Here is a 17938-nt window from a genome sequence, read left to right on the forward strand (position 1 = left end):
CCCCATCGGGCAGCTTTTTCTGTTTAGCCTCTAGCAACAGGCATCGTGCAGCAGCGGAAAGCGCCGCCGGATTTGATGATTTCCGAAAAATCGGTTTCGATGACGCGGAAGCCGTGTTCGCGCAGCTGTTTATTGACTTTGGTGTTTTGCGGCTGGCTGAAGACGCGACGGTCGCCAATCGACAGTACATTCGTGCCGAGCTTGAATTGCTCATCGGATTCGACAGGAATCAGCGTATAGCGCTCACTCAGCATGTCAATTGACGTTTGTTCCAACGCTTCCGGGAAAATCAGCGCTTCGGTCGGCGATAAAATATTGAAGACGCAATCAAGATGCAAATATTTTTCGTTCAATTGGATAGGAATCACGCGGAAATTTGGCATATGCCGCTGCAATTCTTCGATCGCTTGTTCAGAAGTTCGGCTGCTGATGCCGATGAATACCGTATCGTGATCCACCATGACATCTCCGCCTTCGATGCGGTGTCCCGGCAAATGCTTGAAGCGGACGCCTTTTTCAGCGAGCCAGGTTTGCAGCACCTGTTCTTCTCCTTGGCGGACATTTGCAGCCATCTCACTGATGAATACGGTATCGCCGATCGTGAAGCCGATGTCGCGTGTAAACACTTGCTCCGGATATTCTTCAGACGCCTCCAGAAAAGCGGTGTCAACGCCTTCTGCAACCAGTGCCTCCACAAAGGCGTTGTGCTGACGTAAAGCTTCCGTAACGTCAATGTTTTCCTCTTTATAACGTTTTTGTACATCGTTGATGACGTCTCGAATTTCCATGAAGCGTGGTGGGCATAGGAGCACATGGCGCAGGGTATCGTATTCGCTGCGGCAATCGGCCGCTGGGACTGGCTTGGCGTGTGTAGACATAATGAGTTCCTCCAAAGAGCATGATTTTACAGTACTATTCCTTTTTCGCAGTCTCATAAAACCTGGAAAAGGGTTTATTTAAATCTGGCTGGGTGCAGTTTACAAAAGGCATGTGTTTAAAAGTCAATAATAGAAAAAACGGGCGCTCTATCGAGAGCGCCCGTTTTCCTTAGTCGCGATAAAATGCTTTATCGACGTTGTATTTCGCTTTTCCTGTATTGATCAGGTAAGTCTCATAAATTTCGCGTTCCATCGGGTCTTCCACAATGGAAACCGCAATGCGATGGACTTCATCGCGATGGTTTTTCAATGGCGAGACATTGTCTTCGAAATGCTTTTTCACGCGCTGGCGCAGTTTGCGGGCTTTGCCGACAAACAGCAGCTCGCCGCTGTGGTTGAAGAATTGAATGATGCCGCCTTTGTCGCGTGGAATTTCATGCAAATCGATAAACCCATATAGCGGTTTGATGACTGCTTCATCGCCTTGAATTTCTTGTTTGCGCTGAGTGATGGTAATGTCAGCTTTCGGTGCTTGAATATTAATCATGTTATCACGTCCTCTATTATCGTAAAGCTAGTCTACCATAGAAATGCCGTGAACGCCATCCGCCTAAAGCTTACAGACGGTCGAGTTCCTGGGAGATTTCAGCTTCGCCTTGGAGGATCTCAAAGACTTTTCCGTAAGTGTTTTTACGGTCGACCACCTCAGCAAGTGTGCGTGCTACATCTGCGCGTGGGATCGAACGGTTGTCGAAAGACTCAAAGTGTGTGGCTGCTTCGATATGGCCAGTTTTTTCATCATCCGATAATGGGCCGGGACGGACAATCGTATAGTCGAGACCGCTTTGTTCAAGAAGGTCATCGGCTGTACGCTTAGCTACGAGGTAAGGTTTCATTTCCTCGCCGCCGGCATCCGGGTCATCAGATCCGACCGACCCGAGCTGTACGAAACGTTTGACGCCTTTTTGCTTCGCGTAATCCGCTGCTTTGACAGAGCCCCATAGATCGATGGTCAGAGTTTTGTCAGCGCCTGTTTTCGGGCCTGAGCCTGCTGCGAAAATGACCGCGTCGACATCGTCGAATGCATGGCTGAAGTCTTTTTCCAAATCGCCAAGGACGATTTTCTTCGCACCGCGTTTTTCCATTTCCCCGCGCTGCTCTTCTTTGCGGATCATCGCGACCGCGTCATGGCCTTTTTCGGTTAATTCTTCTATAATATTGCGGCCCACTTGGCCATTTGCTCCTAAAACTAATACGTTCATCAAAATCCACTCCTAATTTTTTTATGTCTGTTTGGTGTTTTCCCGTATCTACTGCACTTAAACGCCAAACCTTCCCTCCATGCTATTCAAATGGCAAGATGAAAGCTAAAATAGAGCAATGGAGGTGCAATAATGGAAATCATTAATTATGAAGTTGAAAAATTGCAAGACCCGACTGGCATCCTGACAGGTGAGCGCTATGAGTACACAATGGCAATCAAAGTGGACGAGGAAGACGAACTGTACCGCCCGGGCGGACTTGACTTGCGCCTGATTCTGGCGATAGAAGATGGCAATGCACGCATTGCCGATTATCATTTTATCGACAATGACAGTGAGAAGCCGCTCGATTTTGCGTTGGACGAAGAGGAAGAGCAGGAAGTTTTGGCGTTTTGCAAAGAGCGTCTCGCTGAATAGCTAATGGCCGTAAGACCAAAAAAACCCCTACCGGTTATGGTAGGGGTTTTTCAGGCTGTCGAGAAAGGTGGAAAGCCGTATTTTCCGAAGCTTATCGCTCGCTTTCCGTGGGGCGGGAATCGAGCCTCCTCGTCACTGCGTTCCTGCGGGGTCTCTCAAACCCGCTAGTCCCACAGGAGTCGAGCGAATGCTTCTCCAAATACTCAGATAGAACATTGATTTTTGAATGTAGAAAAGGTGATTCCCTTTTTCATTCATAGCGTATTATAGACTTCTTCAACACTCTGAAAAAACCCCTACCGGTTATGGTAGGGGTTTTTGAAAATTAAAGTTTTACTTCGACTTCAGCTTCTTCACGCAATTCCTCTACGCGCGCGAAAGTAGCTTCCTGGTCTTTTTGCTCTTGTAATGATTGGCGGATGGTTGGTTCCATTTCTTCAAAAGCGGGTGCTTCTTCTTCTGAGCTTTCAACGAATTGGTCATACGCGGCCTGGACTTCTTCGTCCGTCACTTCAGGTGAGTCGATTTCTTCTTCCATATAGCTCTCATAAACAAGCTGCTCGCGCAATTGCTCTTCCATTTCTTCAAGAGTGAAGCCTGTTTCAGCCAATGCTTCGTTCATGGCTTCTTCGTCCTCGAAGTTGGCTTTCAATTCTTCCATGCGCTCTTCGACGACTGCATCATCGGCTTCGTGGCCTTTATCCTTGGCATCTTGCAATAGCACGGCGTTGCCGATGACGACGGACATCGCTTCGTCTTCAATCAATTGAAGGTTCTCTTCAGTTGAAGGATCCTGTCCTTGTGATGCCAATGTCGATTCGAACTGGCGGGCGACACTATTGTACACTTTGCCTTGAATTTCTTCGCCGTTGACAACTGCTACGACGGCGTCTTCTTCAGGAAGTTCGAGCGCCGATTCAGCAGGTGCTGCTTCTTCGCTTCCTGCAGCCTCTTCAGTGTTTTCTTCAGTTCCTTCTGCCTGTTCGGTCTCAGGAGCCGCGGCTTCTTCGTTTGCGGTGGATTCTTCATTATCAGAACATGCGCCGAGCACTAAGGCGAGGGCGAATGGGGCAAAAACAAATGTCATTTTTTTAATCATGTGAAAACTCCTCTTTCGTCAGTCTCGTTAAAGTAAACCACATTTAGGTAAGGGTTTCAAATTGTAGGCCGTGTCCCTTTCAGGAAACGGATTTTTCTGTAATAATAGAGACTATTATTTTGCTTTAACTAAGGTGAATATGCAGGAAATCCAGCTTTAATGGTATCATTATTGATGGCAGTACATATTCATTCAATATTATTAAAAATAGATGACGGAGGCGTACATAATGGCGAATTTGGAGAATATCAAAGCACGCAAAACCTTGGATCAAATCCAGCCTTACTCACCAGGCAAGCCGATTTGGGAAGTGCAGGAAGAATTGGGCTTGGAGCGCGTCATTAAGCTGGCGTCCAATGAAAATCCGCTTGGCCCGTCGAAAAAAGCAGTGGCAGCCATCGAACAGGGCGTTCTTGGCTTGAACCGCTACCCGGATGCGGATGCCAGTGATCTGAAAATGGCAATCGCCAAAGAACATGGTGTCGAAAAAAACCAAGTCATTCCGACAAACGGCGCGGACGAATTGATCACGCTTATTTCGGAAGCGTTCTTGGAGCAGGGCGATGAAATTGTCGTGCCGGACCCATCATTCAGCGAATACGATTTCGGTGCGCACATCATGGGCGCAAAAGTCGTGAAAGTGCCCTTCGCACAAGGCTTTGCATTTGATGTCGATGCCATGATCGCGGCAGTGACCGACAAGACAAAGATCATTTACATCTGCTCGCCTAACAACCCGACCGGCACTTATATGAAGAAACAGGATGTCCAAAAATTATTGGACGCTGTGGGAGATATATTGGTAGTGTTTGATGCTGCGTATAGCCATTACGCGGACGCGGACGATTATACGGACGGCACTGAATTCATCCGCCAAGGTTATCCGTTGCTGACCTTGAAAACTTTCTCGAAAATCTATGGCATTGCCGGAGTGCGCGTCGGTTTCGGCATCGCGGCGGATTCGATTATCACGTCGATCCTGAAAGTGAAAGAGCCGTTCAACGTCAATACGCTAGCACAGCTCGCTGCGACGGCGGCAGTGACAGACCATGAACACGTGACGCAATCCCGCGAGGCGAATAGCCGCGGGCGCGAGTTCCTTTATGAAGCATTCGAAGAACTGGGTCTTCCGTATACGAAAAGCATGGCGAACTTCGTATTGGTCAAATTGGGGGAAGAAGGAGAAGCACTTTATCAAGACCTGATGAAAAAAGGCGTTATCGTCCGCTATGGCAAAGGGTGGGGCCTTCCAGAATACGTGAGGGTTTCAGTCGGCACCGAGGAAGAAAACGAATTCTTTGTCGAGGCATTGCGTGAATTGATCCAAAAATAAAGCGTGGGGCACGAAGCCTGCGTTAAAAAACCGATTGTCCGGGAGATCCTGGGCAATCGGTTTTTTTAGGCTGTCCCTCTGTTTAATGCAGATGCGAAGGGGGAAGAGGGGAGGAAAACGAAATTAGAAAAGGATGAACGCTATGCTATACGATTGTGCCATTATCGGCGGAGGCCCTGCAGGTTTGAATGCTGCATTGGTGCTTGGCCGTTCGAGAAAGAATGCTGTGTTGTTTGATGATGATAATGGGCGCAATTTAGTGACCCGCGAAGCGCATGGGTTCATTACAAGAGACGGCATTTGTCCAGAAGAACTCAAGCGGCTCGGGCATGAGGAGATCCGCAAATACGGAAGCGTCAAAATGGAAAACGAGCGTGTCGTCAACATCGACCGTATTTCTGAAACCCACTACGAATTGACGACCGCCAGCGGACAGGTTTTTCATAGCATCAAAATCATCATCGCGGCGGGATTGAAAGAGGAGCTTCCGAATGTGCCGGATATCGAGAAATTTTACGGTACGACTCTGTTCAGTTGTCCTTATTGCGATGGTTGGGAAATGCGCGATCAGCCGCTCGCGGTCATTGCCGATAAAAAAGTATTTACGCTAGCGAAGGAAGTCTATACGTGGAGCCGGGATTTGGCGGTCTTTACGAACGGTGAAGGGCGTCTGGAAGAAGAGGAAAAGCAAAAGCTGCTCGCTAAGGGAATCAAAGTTTACGAAGATACGATTTCCGGCCTGGAAGGGGAAAACGGCAAGCTGCAAAGCGTCCGGCTGGAAGATGGCACATTGATCGACCGCAGTGCCGGGTTCGTCACGCCTTTATGGAGCCATGCGACCAATTTCGCTAAAGAACTCGGCTGCAAACAAAACGAGCACGGCGGGATCTTGACCGATGATTACGGGCGCACGAATGTGTGGAATGTTTATGCGGCAGGAGATGCTTCGCTGATCGTTCCGTCACAGCTCGTCATCGCCGCGGGTGAAGGCAGTGCCGCAGCCATCGGGGTATGCGGGGATTTGATAAACGAATATTTCGATGAAATGTAGGCGCCGTATCAGTTGCATAGTCGCGCGCAGGTGCAGTAGACTTTAGGAAAACAGCCGGGAGGCGAACCGAATGGATCCGAAAAGTTTACTGTCTTCCATCACTTATGTCGACACGGAACGCTCGATCGTTGCCGGCCAGATGAAAATCATCCACACCGAATACGAAATTCACCTCTACGAAGATAAATTGACCGCTTCGACAAATGAATTCAAATTGATGCATGTTTGGGACATTTCCTATAAGACCTTTTCCGACGATGCCAATTTATTGTATTTGCACACGCATCGTGGTGTCTTGACCTATAAAGTGCCAAGAGATCCTGACCGTTTCGTCAAGACCTTTAAAAAACTGAAAAATGCTAATTATTGAGAAGCCGGAATTTTTTTCGGCTTCTTTTTTTTTCGAGTAGAATGGAAGAAAAGGGGGAATGGATATGGGAAACGAATACGCAGTCGGATGGGGAACACTTGCGTTGATCAATGCAGGGCTCGCCCAAGGCAAAAACCGGAGCGGCCTTATGTGGTTCCTGGCGTCGCTCCTTCTGGGGCCCATTGCTACGCTGGCCTTGGTGATATTCGAAAAATTACCAGAAGAAGGGGGCACACATGATGATTGAACCGATCAAGCTTGCGGAACGCTTTACCGATTACGTCAATGAACAGAATGTCGACGGGGTTCTTTCCGTCACGGACCATAATGTTGAATTGATCAGTCCCGGAAAATCAGCTGCCGGCCACGAAATGCTTGCCGAATGGGTGAAAGGGTCTGGCATGCAATTGGAGACGCTCAACAAATTCGCCAAAGGCAATCGGGTCATCTTCGAACAGCTCGCCAAAAAACAAGGCGAGCCGGGAGAATCCCACATCTTCCATTATTTTGAGATGGACGATAAGAAAATCCACCGCATTGGGCGCTTTGATGAACGGGATGAAGCTTTCGGGGAAAGCGGATTGAGCGAGAGTGATCAAGTAAAATAAGTGGAGCAATTCCTTCCATTTATGGGAACAGGATAGGCCCTTCTGCAAGTTCCAACTGGAATTTGCAGAAGGGCTTTATTATTTTTTAAAGATTTTAATGATAATTATTATCGTTTAAAAACGGCGTGAAAACGCATTAATTGATATGTATTCTCAATTAAAAATAGTTATTCTCAATTACTTGGTTCGTTCATAAAGTTGTGCTATGATATCTACATTAGAATAATTATAAATAAGAAACTTGAGAATTTGGGAGGTGTGGGCATGAGCACCCAGTACAAACCTGCGATCCACTTTCAGCATGTGGATTATCGCATTGGAGACTTAGAAATATTGAACGATATTACCGGTTCATTTCCACAAGGCCGCATCACGACTTTGGTAGGGCCTTCTGGCGCCGGGAAGTCGACGCTGCTTAAATTATGCAATGGCCTTATCTCCCCGGCAAATGGAGAAATTTTCGTAAAGGATAAAGCAATCGGCGACTACGACCCGGTGGAATTGCGCCGGATGGTCGGGATGGCGTTGCAGAGCGCCCCGATGATCAGCGGCACTGTCTACGAGAACCTGAATTTGCCTTTGGAATTGCAAGGGCAGCAATTGGCGAAAGAACAGGCCGTTGAATTGCTCGAAGATGTCGGCTTAAAAGGCGATTTGCTGGACCGTAAAGTGAAAGAGCTGTCAGGCGGGCAGCGCCAGAAAGTTTCCATCGCGAGAACGCTTGTCAACAAGCCAGAGATTTTATTGATGGATGAAATTACTTCTTCGCTCGACCGCGCTTCAAAGCTTGAAGTCGAAGAGTTGATCAGCAAAATCAATCGAAAATACAAGACGACAATCATTTGGATTACCCATAATCTTCAACAAGCGCTCGAGATCGGTGATTACACATGGGTCATGATGGACGGCCAAGTGGTAGAGACCGGCGAGAGTTCGCTTCTTGAAGATCCACAGAACCAGCGCGTTAATGAATTTGTGAAAGGGGTGGTGTCATGAGTTACTGGGCTTTATCGCTGACGCTCATTTTTGTCCTCATCCCGCTAGTATTGTCGAAAACATTGAATTTAGGGCTGGGCCGCGATATGACGGTCGCAACAATTCGCTCAATCATCCAGCTGCTGGCTGTCGGATATGTCTTGAAATTCGTCTTCGACTCCGAAAGCTTGCTCTACATCTTCTTGATGGTCGCGCTGATGATCGTGGCGGCAACCCATAACGCGCAGAAAAAAGGCGCAGCTATCCAAGGGATTACGTGGAAGATTGCCGTGACCTTAATCTTTGTGGAAGTATTGACGCAAGGGATTCTCATCGGCTTCAACATCACACCGGCAACAGCACAATACATCATTCCCATCAGCGGCATGGTAGTCGGCAACTCGATGGTGCTGTCGATTCTGTTCTTGAACCGTTTCACGGCGGAAGTCGAAGACCATCAGGACCAGACGGAATTGATCCTGTCGCTTGGCGGAACACCGAAACAAGCCATTCACCGCCAATTGATCAACTCGATCAAGGCGAGCATGATCCCGACAATCGAGAGCCAGAAAACGGTTGGCCTCGTCCAATTGCCGGGTATGATGAGCGGGCAGATCATCGCGGGCGCAGACCCGATACAGGCGGTGCAATTCCAGCTGCTCATTATGTTCCTGCTATTGACGACCGCTGCAGTAACGAGCGTGTTCCTCGGCTACTTGTCCTATCCAACCTTGTTCAATAAACGCATGCAATTATTAAAAGGCTGACGCTATGTCAGCCTTTTTGTTTTGGATAGATCTAGTTGGCGGTTCCCGGATAAAAGCTGTCGATTTCAAAGCGCCCCGAGCCGGGCAGGCTTTCGAGCAGCTCTGGGCCGAACAATGCGGCCGGTGTCCAGCTGCCGCCAGGATAGTCGCCCGACAGTAAGCGCTGTGTCACTTCGAGCGCGCCGTAAACGGTCAGATCATAGACGTTTGCGGTACCAATTCGGCATGTCTTAATGACACCATCTGCATTTTTGGCTTGCCCCCAAATATATGCAGAGCTGCCGGCGCGCTCTTCCTCGTTTGGGCCTTTGACGCGCCGGTCGATCCAGTCCAGCAAAGGTTTTTTCACTTTTTCTGAAGACAGCAGTGGACTCGCCACATTCATGAGCCGTGCCGCTTTAGCAGCGGGTTTCGGTGTCGGAATCCACGCCGTGATATTGGGAATACCGGTGGTGTAATAAGCAGTAGCCACATCACCCCAAGGAATCGCCATGGCGGATTTCCGGCCGCGCCCGAAATCGATCATCCGCTGGTGCTTGCCGATCGCGACGGCAGTGAGCTGCCCGTCTTTACGGATGATATTGCCTCCGCCAAGCCCTTCGACCATCGTTTTCATCGTGCCCGGCGAGATGCCGGAATCCGAATCGAAGCCGAGTGCAAGCTCGACGGCATCGGGCAACGCTTGTTTCAGCTTTAATGCCGTGCAATCAGTTGGAATGACATCGAAACCTACCCCGGAACATAAAATGATCTCTCTCTTTTGCGCTGCTTCATGTAAAGAATGGGTATGTTCGAAGACACTGATCTCCCCAGTGATGTCGAGATAATGGGCACCGGCTTCCAAGCAGGCGTGAATCATCGGCTTGCTGGTTTTTTCGAATGGTCCGGCGCAATGCAATACAAGACCGATCCCTTCCAAATGCCGGGCTGCTTGGTTATCCAATTCAAAAATGCGGAATTCCAAGCCGAGTTCTTCGGCGATTGGCTGCACTTTTTCCTTGCTGCGCCCAGCTAAAATCGGCCGCAATCCACGTTCGACTGCTTGTTGTGCAATCAATTTCCCTGTATAGCCTGTCGCTCCGTACAATAGCCATGTAGTCATTGTTTTTGGTCTCCTCGTTATTCGGCATCTTTCATGTGTTCTTCAATAAGCAGGAAATTCCTGTCTCTTTCTTGAAACTAATAAGAACAACTTTCCAATTCAAAATGCGAACAAATGTTTGATTTTAGTTGCTGCAGTCAGGTAGAATGAAGGAAACGATCTGAAGGAGGAATTTTCGATGAAAAATATTCATTTGATTCCATATCGCGTCGAACAAGTGACGGCCGCACCGCCGCACATACCGGAAGGCGTACGGATGATCCAGGCTCCTGAAGTGTGGGAAAGCGCCGAACATGGCAAAGGCAACGTGGTGGCCGTACTGGATACAGGCTGCCAGACCGATCACCCCGATCTGGAGGCGCGGATTGTGGGCGGCCGCAACTTTACGCATGATGACGGAGGGGACCCAGAACGATTCGAGGATTATAACGGGCACGGTACCCATGTCGCCGGGACGATCGCGGCTTCCTTAAGAGATGAGGAAGGGGTAGTGGGCGTAGCGCCGCTTGCTGATCTGCTCGTTGTCAAAGTGCTTGATAAAGAAGGCAGCGGCAGCTATGAAGGCATCATTGGAGGCATCCATTATGCTATTGATTGGCGCGGTCCCGAAGGGCAAAAGACCACGGTCATTTCAATGTCGCTCGGCGGCCCTGAAGACCATCCTGAATTGTACGAAGCCGTGAAACGTGCAGTCGATACCGGGATCCCGGTCATCTGTGCAGCGGGCAATGAAGGAGACGATGCGCACGATACCGATGAATTCGCCTATCCTGGCGCGTACGGCGAAGTCATTCAAGTCGGCGCTGTCGATTTCGACCGGCGCATCGCCCCGTTCAGCAATACCAATAACGAGATCGATTTGGTAGCGCCGGGCATCAATATCTATTCGACCTACTTGGAAGGGAAATATGCGAGTCTTTCCGGCACTTCGATGGCGACCCCGCATGTGTCGGGAGCCTTGGCGTTGATCCGCAATATTTCCGAGCGTGACTTTGACCGTGAGCTGACAGAGGCGGAATTGTATGCGCAGCTTGTCCGGCGCACGATTCCACTTGGTTATCCGAAAACTGCGGAAGGCAATGGTTTATTGGCGCTCGATATCCTCAATAAATTTGAACAATTGTTCAAGATTCTCAGCAATTCCTATGCTAATGGATTGGACCGCTAAGTGAAACCATTCAAAAACCCCCAGACGCAAAGTCTGGGGGTTTTCTTGCATTTAATCCGTCACTAATTTATCCGTTTTCCGCTGCTCTTCAATCCACCACTCAATGTGGTTTTCGTCGAACAGGATCATATCGCCATAAGGCCGGGCATGCGGAATTGTTCGTTCCGACAGGAGCTGCTGAATCTGCTCTTCTGTCATGGGGCAACTTCGCTGCTCCAGATATTCGAGCAATTTCGGTATTCCCTGGATCTTCCCCATTTAATCACCTCCCACAAAACCTTCCTTACCTAAGCAAAGAAAATTCAGCACGAGTTATTAAACGGTTTGCTGAAGATTCTATTCCCATATTTTCAAGTGGTTAATCCTAAAAACTGAAAAACTTTTAAAGCGCAAAGTGGAACGGGACAAACTCCTCCCGCTCACTGCGCGAATATGTTAGAATTTCCCCATATGTTAAAAACTATGTAAGGCAGTAAAAGTGCTTTTAAGAAGAGAAGGTGCAGATAGATGAAAGTCGGAATAGATGCGGGCGGGACACTGATCAAGGTGGCCTATACCGATGGGGGGCCGATTCATTTTGCGAAACATCCGATTGCTGAAATCGGTTTGGTAGCGGAGTGGATCAACGGGCTTTCGGCTAGTGAAGTATGTGTGACCGGCGGTAAATCAGGTGTGCTTGCATCTTTACTGGAAAAGTCCGTCCAAGAAATGGTGGAATTTGAAGCGACTCATTTGGGCGTCCAAGTGCTGCTTGAACGCATGGGGCTTCACGAGGAAGCTTATTTGGTCACCAATGTCGGAACCGGCACATCGATCCATTGCGTGCAGGATAATACGCAGGAGCGTCTCGGCGGTACCGGAATCGGGGGCGGCACGCTGATCGGCCTTAGCCATTTATTGACGGGGATCACCAGCTTCGATGAAATCGTTGAACACGCCAAGCGCGGCTCGCGTGAACGCATCGATTTGAAAGTGAAACATATCTATGAGGGCAAAGAGCCGCCGATTTCGGGTGAGTTGACTGCCAGTAATTTTGGGCAAGACCTCTTTTCCATTTCACATGAGTTGTCGAAAGAAGAATTGCTTGCGACGGTCATCGGCTTGGTCGGTGAAACAGTCAGCACGGTCAGTGTTCATGCAGCGCGCCAATGCCGCAGCTCGACGATTGTCTATATCGGATCTTCATTCAGCGACAACCCCCTGTTGAAAGAAGTTGTCACAAGCTACACCATTCTGCGCGGCTCGACGCCACTGTTCCCGGATAACGGTGAATATTCCGGTGCAGTCGGGGCGTTATCTGTTTTGGAATAGAAAAAGAGCATCAGCCTTGATGCTCTTTTTCTTCGTTATTGATCGATGATTTCCAGTTTTTCGCGAATATCGGTGCGGGCTTGTTTTTCCGGTACGTGGGCAGGGTAGCCCATCATCATGGTGGCGACGATTTTCTCGCCCGGTTCTACCCCGATGGCTTCACGGAAGACGGGGTTGTAAATCCAGTCGTTCGAACGCCAAATCATGCCGATGCCGCGCTGCCAAGCAGCCAATTGGAAATTTTGCAGCATGGAACTAAGTGCGCCGTAATCTTCATCGAAGCGTCGCTGGCGCGGGTCGACCGGCATGATGGCGACCAAGTGGAGCGGGATGTCACGGAAATACTGGGCTTTATTGAGCGCTTTTTGCGGGATGTCGCCGTCCGGTGTTTTCATCGAATCGAGGAATGCCTGGACGAATTTTTCTTTGCCAGCACCCGCATAGAGTTGGAAGCGCCAAGGTTCGTTCACTTTATGGTTAGGTGCCCATTTGGCGATATTCAGCAAGTCGATGATCTCTTCGACATCGACAGTATCTGGTTTGAACTTTTTGATCGATCTTCTTTCCATGATCAATTGATCAATCGGATTCATCAATTTGAACCTCTCCTATCCTTTAAATGCTTTCGGTTAAATCCTACCACGAATGGCGAAAATCGTGTTGAAAATGACATATTGATGGATGGGAAATGTGCAGCTTCTTGGTAAAATATAGATAGAAGCAGTAAGCTGAATAAATTCATTTACGACTATTTCCGTTATAGAAAATGTGGAATTATATATAAGCAAGGAGTGATTCGGATGAAGAAAGCCGTGGTCATCGGCGGAGGGATTACAGGCCTTTCCGCTATGCACTATTTAGAGCGGATGAAAAAGCAGCACGGGCTCGAGTTGGAATTAGAGCTTGTTGAAAAAGACGCGGAGCTGGGCGGGAAGATCCGCACGGTGAAAAAAGAGGGCTTTACGATGGAGGTGGGAGCGGATTCCATCGTCGCTCGCCATGCCAGCGTATTGCCGCTCATTGAAGAGCTCGGGCTTGAAGAACAGATGGTCTACAATGGGACCGGCATTTCTTATCTGTATACCGACAATCAATTGCATGCCATCCCGAAAGATACAGTCTTCGGTATCCCGATGGACCGCGAAGCGCTGTTCAGCTCGACGCTCGTGTCGGAACAGGGGAAAGAGCGGGCGATGGAAGACTTTGAAACCGTAAACGACCGCTTTACGAAAGACAGCTCGATCGGGGAATTCTTGGAAGCGTTTCTCGGCAAAGAATTAGTGGACCGCCAGATTGCGCCTGTCTTATCCGGCGTCTATTCGGGTTCGTTGCGTGAACTGACCTTAGCGTCCACTTTGCCATATTTGATCGATTATAAAAATGACTACGGCAGCATCATTAAAGGCTTCGAAGCGCATAAGGAAACATTCCAAGGGGCAGCGAACAAGAAATTCATTTCATTCGACGGGGGGATGGCGGCCTTGATCGACCGTCTCGAAGAACAGTTGGAAACTGCGCTTGTCCGAAAAGGCGTCGAGACGAACTCGTTGGAGAAGCGAGACGGGCGCTATGAGCTGGGTTTCTCGGATGGTACATCAAGCGAGGCGGATTTCATCGTGCTGGCGATACCGCACCAGCAAGCACAAGCATTGGTGAAGGACGACACGCTTGATGAGGAATTTGGCCAATTGATCAATTCGTCGTTGATCAGCGTATATCTGGGATACGACTTGCCGGACGAACAATTGCCGGCGGATGGCACCGGCTTTATCGTGTCAGAAGGCAGCGATTTGGCGTGCAACGCCTGTACGTGGACGAGCCGTAAATGGCCGCATACCTCGGCGCAGCAAAAACTATTAGTGCGTTTATTCTATAAGAGCACGAACCCGGTATTCACTGAACTGCAAAACAGCTCTGATGAACAGATTGCAACTATAGCGAAAGCGGATATCCAGAAAAGCCTGGGCATCGAACAAGCGCCCGCGGTCATCGAAATCACGCCGTGGAATGAGCTCATGCCAAATTACCATATGGGCCATAAAACAGCGGTCCTGTCACTTGAAGCGCGGCTATCCGGCGCCTATCCAGGTGTCTATCTGGCCGGCTCTTCCTATTACGGGGTCGGCATTGGCGCCTGCATCCAAAACGGCAAAGACTTGGCGCAGAAAATCGTACAAGCGGTGAGCGAAAAATAAAAATACTGTCATCAACACGCAAAAAAGCTCCGGAAACATTCCGGAGCTTTTTTTATATACTGCTATCTCATGGCGTTGAGGCGCTTGTAGCTATCGAAATGCTTGCCCCAATAGCTGTCGTTAAGGCTAGTAATTTGGACGCGGTCTCCGCCGGCATGGATAAAGCTATTGTTGCCGACGTAGATGCCGACATGGGAAATTCCGGGGCGGTACGTGTTTTTGAAGAACACCAGGTCTCCCAATTGGGGAGAGCTGACCGTAAACGAACTTGCGTAATAGCCGATCGTGTTCGTGCGTGGAATCGTGATGCCTGCGCGGTTGTAGACATAGTATAAATAGCCGCTGCAATCAAAGCCGCTTGAAGTCGCGCCGCCCCATGCATAAGGCACTCCGAGTTGTGTGCGTGCGATAGAAAGCACTTGGTCCACTTTCGAAGAGGCAGCCGGTTTGGACACTTGGATTGGCGAAGGGGCAGCAACTGCGCCTCCTTGGAGTTTCAACACTTGGCCAACGCGGATATTACTAGTACTCAAATTATTCCAGCTCATTAATTGCGCAACGGATACCTTATAGCTTCTGGAAATTTTGCTGAGCGTGTCGCCTGAGACAACGCGGTATGTAGTCGTATTGGTTTGTGCTGGCGGTGCAGCGGGAGCCGGTGAAGGCGATGCAATGACGGCTGATGCCGTGCCGCTGACTTTCAACTTCTGACCGATGCGGATAGTGGAGTTGCTCAAATTGTTCAATTGCTGGATTTTTGCGACAGATGTGGAGTGTGCCTTGGCAACTTTATAGAGAGTATCACCGGCTTTGACAGTATAAGTGCTAGTCTTTGCGGCAGCTGGTGCGGCCGGGGCGGATGGCGCCGGAGTGCTCGCTGCAGCTGGTGACGTCAAGCACAGCACTTGATTTGGATAGATGGCATCCGTGCTCAGGCGATTCCATGTTTTCAAGTTGGCAACAGATACGTCGTTGCTTGAAGCCACTTTCCATAATGTGTCGCCTGGTTTGATTTTATACGAACTTGCTTCTGTATCCGCAGCCCCTATTGCCAAGGATAGGACTCCTGCCGTGATTGCCATGCCGATCAGCTTCTTCATGCTCATTCCCCTTTTGGTATCCGCAACATAACTTGCGTATGCAATTTTCTTTAAGTGTATTCAGTTTCACGAATATAGGCAATAAGTTTTATATTACATTTGTGTTACAAAAATCTAAAGGCTTAATTTATAGTTTTATTTTGACTATAAAAATAATAATGGTAAAAATTTCTTCTAGTCTATTAGATGTGGATCGTAACAAGCTATTCCCAAAACAGTTGTTGAAATATTTGTTCTAATCTGACATTATGGAAGTAGTTTGTTGGTGAATCACCATTCAGTAGAGGGAGGAAAAAATAATGTATGCGACACTTGGAAGTATATTTGACCATACGGTTTCCCTGCACCCGGAACGTGAAGCGTTTGTTGATTTAAGAAGAAATAAGCGCTGGACATATGCGCAGTGGCGGGATGATGTGCATCGCTTGGCGAACGCGCTGACGGCAGCTGGCGTCGCTAAAGGGGATCGCGTTTCAACGTACCTTTTCAATAATCAAGAGTTGGCGACTGCATTATTTGCCTGTGCCAAAATCGGCGCAATCTTCAACCCGATCAACTTTCGCCTGAAAGCGGAAGAACTGGCATTCATCTTAGAAGATGCCAAGCCTGAAGTGGTGCTGTTCGAAGCAGTGCTAGAAGGCGTCGTACAGACGATTGCGCCGCAGTTTCCAGCGATCCAGTTCTGGACAATCGATGACAAGACGCCATCGTTTGCAAAGAATTATCATGAACAAGTCGCGGTGGCTTCAGCCGAAGATCCGGGTGTCGAGTTGGATGAATCGGATACATATGCGATTATGTATACGAGCGGAACGACAGGGCGTCCGAAAGGCGTCATCCACCGGCATCGCAGCATGGCCGAACAAAGCATGATGTGCATCGCCATGCTCAAAACGACAAAAAACGATGTCGGTTTGGTCGCCGCGCCGATGTTCCATTGTGCGGAGTTGCATTGCAATATCATTCCACGCGTCCAGGCAGGCGCATCGAGCATCATCATGCACCAATTCGATCCGTTTTTAGCGCTGGATACGATTGAAAAAGAACAAGTGACGGTGATGTTCGCGGTGCCGACGATGTGGAGCATGATTGCCGAAATCGACGGTGCGCAGCAGAAAGTGAAGAGCTTGACGCGCGGTCTTTATGGTGCCGCCCCGATGGCACCTGTGCTTGTAAAACGCGTCAAAGAGGTGCTCGGCATCGATTTGATCCAAGCTTATGGACAGACGGAAATGGGCCCGGCCATCACTTTTTTGTCGGAAGCAGACCAGCTGACGAAAGCAGGCTCTGCCGGACAGCCCGCCTATAATCATGAAATCCGCGTCGTGCGGCCGAATGAGGACGGCCCGTCAGAACCGGAAGATGTGCTTGCGCCTTTTGAAGTCGGAGAAATTATCGTGCGCGGGCCCAGCATGATGGCAGGGTACTTCCAACGCGAAGACGCGACAGAAAAAGCGCTTTATAAAGGCTGGTACCATTCGAGCGACTTGGGCTATATGGATGAACAAGGGTATTTATACGTCGCTGACCGCGTCGATGATATGATTATCAGCGGCGGAGAGAATATCTATCCGCGTGAAGTGGAAGATGCGCTCCATGGCCATGATAAAGTACAGGACGTGGCAGTGCTTGGCGTCCCGGACGAGAAATGGGGCGAATCGGTGTTGGCTTTTGTCGTCTCGAAAGACCCATCATTGACTGAGCAGGATTTGGAAGAATACTGTGTCAATCACGAAAATCTCGCGCGCTACAAGCGCCCGCGCTCGTATCGTTTTGTCGAGGAACTGCCGCGCAATGCCAGCGGAAAGATCCAGAAATTCCTGCTGCGCGAACAATATCGAGAACTATCGTCTTGAACGGGCGATGAGAAAAGAGGGGCAACTATGGTGAAGATGAAGCCTGTGGAAGAAACGATTATGGGGGTGCTTGGCATCGAGCTGACGGAGCAGTCCAGTGAACGGATCGTCGCGACGATGCCCGTCCATGCAGCGACGCATCAGCCATTCGGCCTGTTACACGGCGGTGCATCGGTGGTTCTTGCAGAGACGGTAGCAAGTTTCGGGACCTGGCATGCGATTGACCAGCAAAACGAAATAGCGGTCGGGCTGGAAATCAATGCCAATCATATCCGCGGAAAAAAAGATGGCGTCGTGACAGCCATCGGCACGCCGCTTCACAAAGGGCGTACGACGATGATTTGGGATATCAAAATCCTGGATGAAGAAGAGCGGCTCATTTGCGTGTCGCGCTGCACGGTGGCGATTGTCCAAAAACCAACTGAATGATGGCGAAAGGCCGGACC

The 17938-nt window shown here is 49.3% G+C and carries 21 protein-coding genes; 13 read left to right on the plus strand and 8 right to left on the minus strand.

Annotated features, from left to right (window positions below; translation table 11 throughout):
- Positions 1–23: 23 nt before the first annotated feature.
- From AUC31_RS17330 to AUC31_RS17340, 3 genes are all read right to left on the minus strand, one after another.
- Complete coding sequence (locus tag AUC31_RS17330; RefSeq protein ID WP_058382019.1) at positions 24–878, minus strand: dimethylarginine dimethylaminohydrolase family protein; 855 nt, start codon at positions 876–878, stop codon at positions 24–26.
- A 169-nt stretch (positions 879–1047) separates the two neighbouring features.
- Positions 1048–1425, minus strand: a complete 378-nt coding sequence (locus AUC31_RS17335) for a nucleotide excision repair endonuclease (protein WP_058382018.1) — start codon at positions 1423–1425, stop codon at positions 1048–1050.
- A 70-nt stretch (positions 1426–1495) separates the two neighbouring features.
- On the minus strand, positions 1496–2140 hold the full coding sequence (locus AUC31_RS17340; RefSeq protein WP_058382017.1) for an SDR family oxidoreductase: 645 nt from the start codon (positions 2138–2140) through the stop codon (positions 1496–1498).
- 132 nt (positions 2141–2272) lie between these two features.
- Here AUC31_RS17340 and AUC31_RS17345 point away from each other — a divergent pair, with 132 nt between their 5' ends.
- Entirely contained in the window at positions 2273–2557 is a 285-nt protein-coding gene (locus AUC31_RS17345; protein ID WP_058382016.1) for a DUF6509 family protein, read from the plus strand.
- Between the two features lie 325 nt (positions 2558–2882).
- Here AUC31_RS17345 and AUC31_RS17350 read toward each other — a convergent pair whose 3' ends face one another.
- The gene (locus tag AUC31_RS17350) at positions 2883–3656 is read right to left on the minus strand and encodes a SurA N-terminal domain-containing protein (protein ID WP_058382015.1); all 774 of its coding nucleotides are present in this window, start codon (positions 3654–3656) and stop codon (positions 2883–2885) included.
- Positions 3657–3885: 229 nt separating this feature from the next.
- Between AUC31_RS17350 and hisC the strand changes: the two genes are divergently transcribed.
- From hisC to AUC31_RS17385, 7 genes are all read left to right on the plus strand, one after another.
- Positions 3886–4989, plus strand: coding sequence for a histidinol-phosphate transaminase (hisC, locus tag AUC31_RS17355; RefSeq protein ID WP_058382014.1), 1104 nt, complete (start codon positions 3886–3888; stop codon positions 4987–4989).
- 142 nt (positions 4990–5131) lie between these two features.
- Complete coding sequence (locus AUC31_RS17360; RefSeq protein ID WP_058382013.1) at positions 5132–6040, plus strand: NAD(P)/FAD-dependent oxidoreductase; 909 nt, start codon at positions 5132–5134, stop codon at positions 6038–6040.
- Between the two features lie 70 nt (positions 6041–6110).
- Complete coding sequence (locus tag AUC31_RS17365; protein WP_058382012.1) at positions 6111–6410, plus strand: hypothetical protein; 300 nt, start codon at positions 6111–6113, stop codon at positions 6408–6410.
- 64 nt (positions 6411–6474) lie between these two features.
- Entirely contained in the window at positions 6475–6657 is a 183-nt protein-coding gene (locus AUC31_RS17370; RefSeq protein ID WP_058382011.1) for a hypothetical protein, read from the plus strand.
- The gene (locus AUC31_RS17375) at positions 6647–7018 is read left to right on the plus strand and encodes a nuclear transport factor 2-like protein (protein WP_157073520.1); all 372 of its coding nucleotides are present in this window, start codon (positions 6647–6649) and stop codon (positions 7016–7018) included. The genes AUC31_RS17370 and AUC31_RS17375 overlap by 11 nt, the downstream gene beginning before the upstream one ends.
- 264 nt (positions 7019–7282) lie before the next feature.
- On the plus strand, positions 7283–8014 hold the full coding sequence (locus tag AUC31_RS17380; RefSeq protein WP_058382009.1) for an ABC transporter ATP-binding protein: 732 nt from the start codon (positions 7283–7285) through the stop codon (positions 8012–8014).
- The gene (locus AUC31_RS17385) at positions 8011–8760 is read left to right on the plus strand and encodes an ABC transporter permease (protein ID WP_058382008.1); all 750 of its coding nucleotides are present in this window, start codon (positions 8011–8013) and stop codon (positions 8758–8760) included. Before AUC31_RS17380 ends, AUC31_RS17385 begins: the two co-directional genes overlap by 4 nt.
- A gap of 31 nt (positions 8761–8791) precedes the next feature.
- Here AUC31_RS17385 and AUC31_RS17390 read toward each other — a convergent pair whose 3' ends face one another.
- On the minus strand, positions 8792–9862 hold the full coding sequence (locus AUC31_RS17390; protein WP_058382007.1) for a saccharopine dehydrogenase family protein: 1071 nt from the start codon (positions 9860–9862) through the stop codon (positions 8792–8794).
- A gap of 178 nt (positions 9863–10040) precedes the next feature.
- Here AUC31_RS17390 and AUC31_RS17395 point away from each other — a divergent pair, with 178 nt between their 5' ends.
- On the plus strand, positions 10041–11030 hold the full coding sequence (locus AUC31_RS17395; RefSeq protein WP_058382006.1) for a S8 family peptidase: 990 nt from the start codon (positions 10041–10043) through the stop codon (positions 11028–11030).
- Between the two features lie 51 nt (positions 11031–11081).
- On the opposite strand, the gene AUC31_RS17400 is transcribed toward AUC31_RS17395, so the two are convergent.
- Positions 11082–11288: a hypothetical protein gene (locus AUC31_RS17400; RefSeq protein ID WP_058382005.1), complete on the minus strand. Its 207-nt coding sequence runs from the start codon at positions 11286–11288 to the stop codon at positions 11082–11084.
- A gap of 249 nt (positions 11289–11537) precedes the next feature.
- On the opposite strand from AUC31_RS17400, the gene coaW reads away from it, so the two are divergent.
- Complete coding sequence (gene coaW, locus AUC31_RS17405; protein ID WP_058382004.1) at positions 11538–12341, plus strand: type II pantothenate kinase; 804 nt, start codon at positions 11538–11540, stop codon at positions 12339–12341.
- 35 nt (positions 12342–12376) lie between these two features.
- On the opposite strand, the gene AUC31_RS17410 is transcribed toward coaW, so the two are convergent.
- The gene (locus tag AUC31_RS17410) at positions 12377–12934 is read right to left on the minus strand and encodes a nitroreductase family protein (protein WP_058382003.1); all 558 of its coding nucleotides are present in this window, start codon (positions 12932–12934) and stop codon (positions 12377–12379) included.
- A 207-nt stretch (positions 12935–13141) separates the two neighbouring features.
- Between AUC31_RS17410 and AUC31_RS17415 the strand changes: the two genes are divergently transcribed.
- Positions 13142–14536, plus strand: coding sequence for a protoporphyrinogen oxidase (locus AUC31_RS17415; RefSeq protein WP_058382002.1), 1395 nt, complete (start codon positions 13142–13144; stop codon positions 14534–14536).
- A 62-nt stretch (positions 14537–14598) separates the two neighbouring features.
- Here AUC31_RS17415 and AUC31_RS17420 read toward each other — a convergent pair whose 3' ends face one another.
- Entirely contained in the window at positions 14599–15636 is a 1038-nt protein-coding gene (locus AUC31_RS17420; protein WP_058382001.1) for a C40 family peptidase, read from the minus strand.
- 299 nt (positions 15637–15935) lie between these two features.
- Here AUC31_RS17420 and AUC31_RS17425 point away from each other — a divergent pair, with 299 nt between their 5' ends.
- On the plus strand, positions 15936–17492 hold the full coding sequence (locus AUC31_RS17425; RefSeq protein ID WP_058382000.1) for a fatty acid--CoA ligase: 1557 nt from the start codon (positions 15936–15938) through the stop codon (positions 17490–17492).
- A 27-nt stretch (positions 17493–17519) separates the two neighbouring features.
- A complete protein-coding gene (locus tag AUC31_RS17430) occupies positions 17520–17921 on the plus strand; it encodes a hotdog fold thioesterase (protein ID WP_218916836.1) in 402 nt (133 codons plus the stop codon).
- Positions 17922–17938: the final 17 nt, after the last annotated feature.

It is taken from the genome of Planococcus rifietoensis, from assembly GCF_001465795.2.
Classification (GTDB): domain Bacteria; phylum Bacillota; class Bacilli; order Bacillales_A; family Planococcaceae; genus Planococcus; species Planococcus rifietoensis.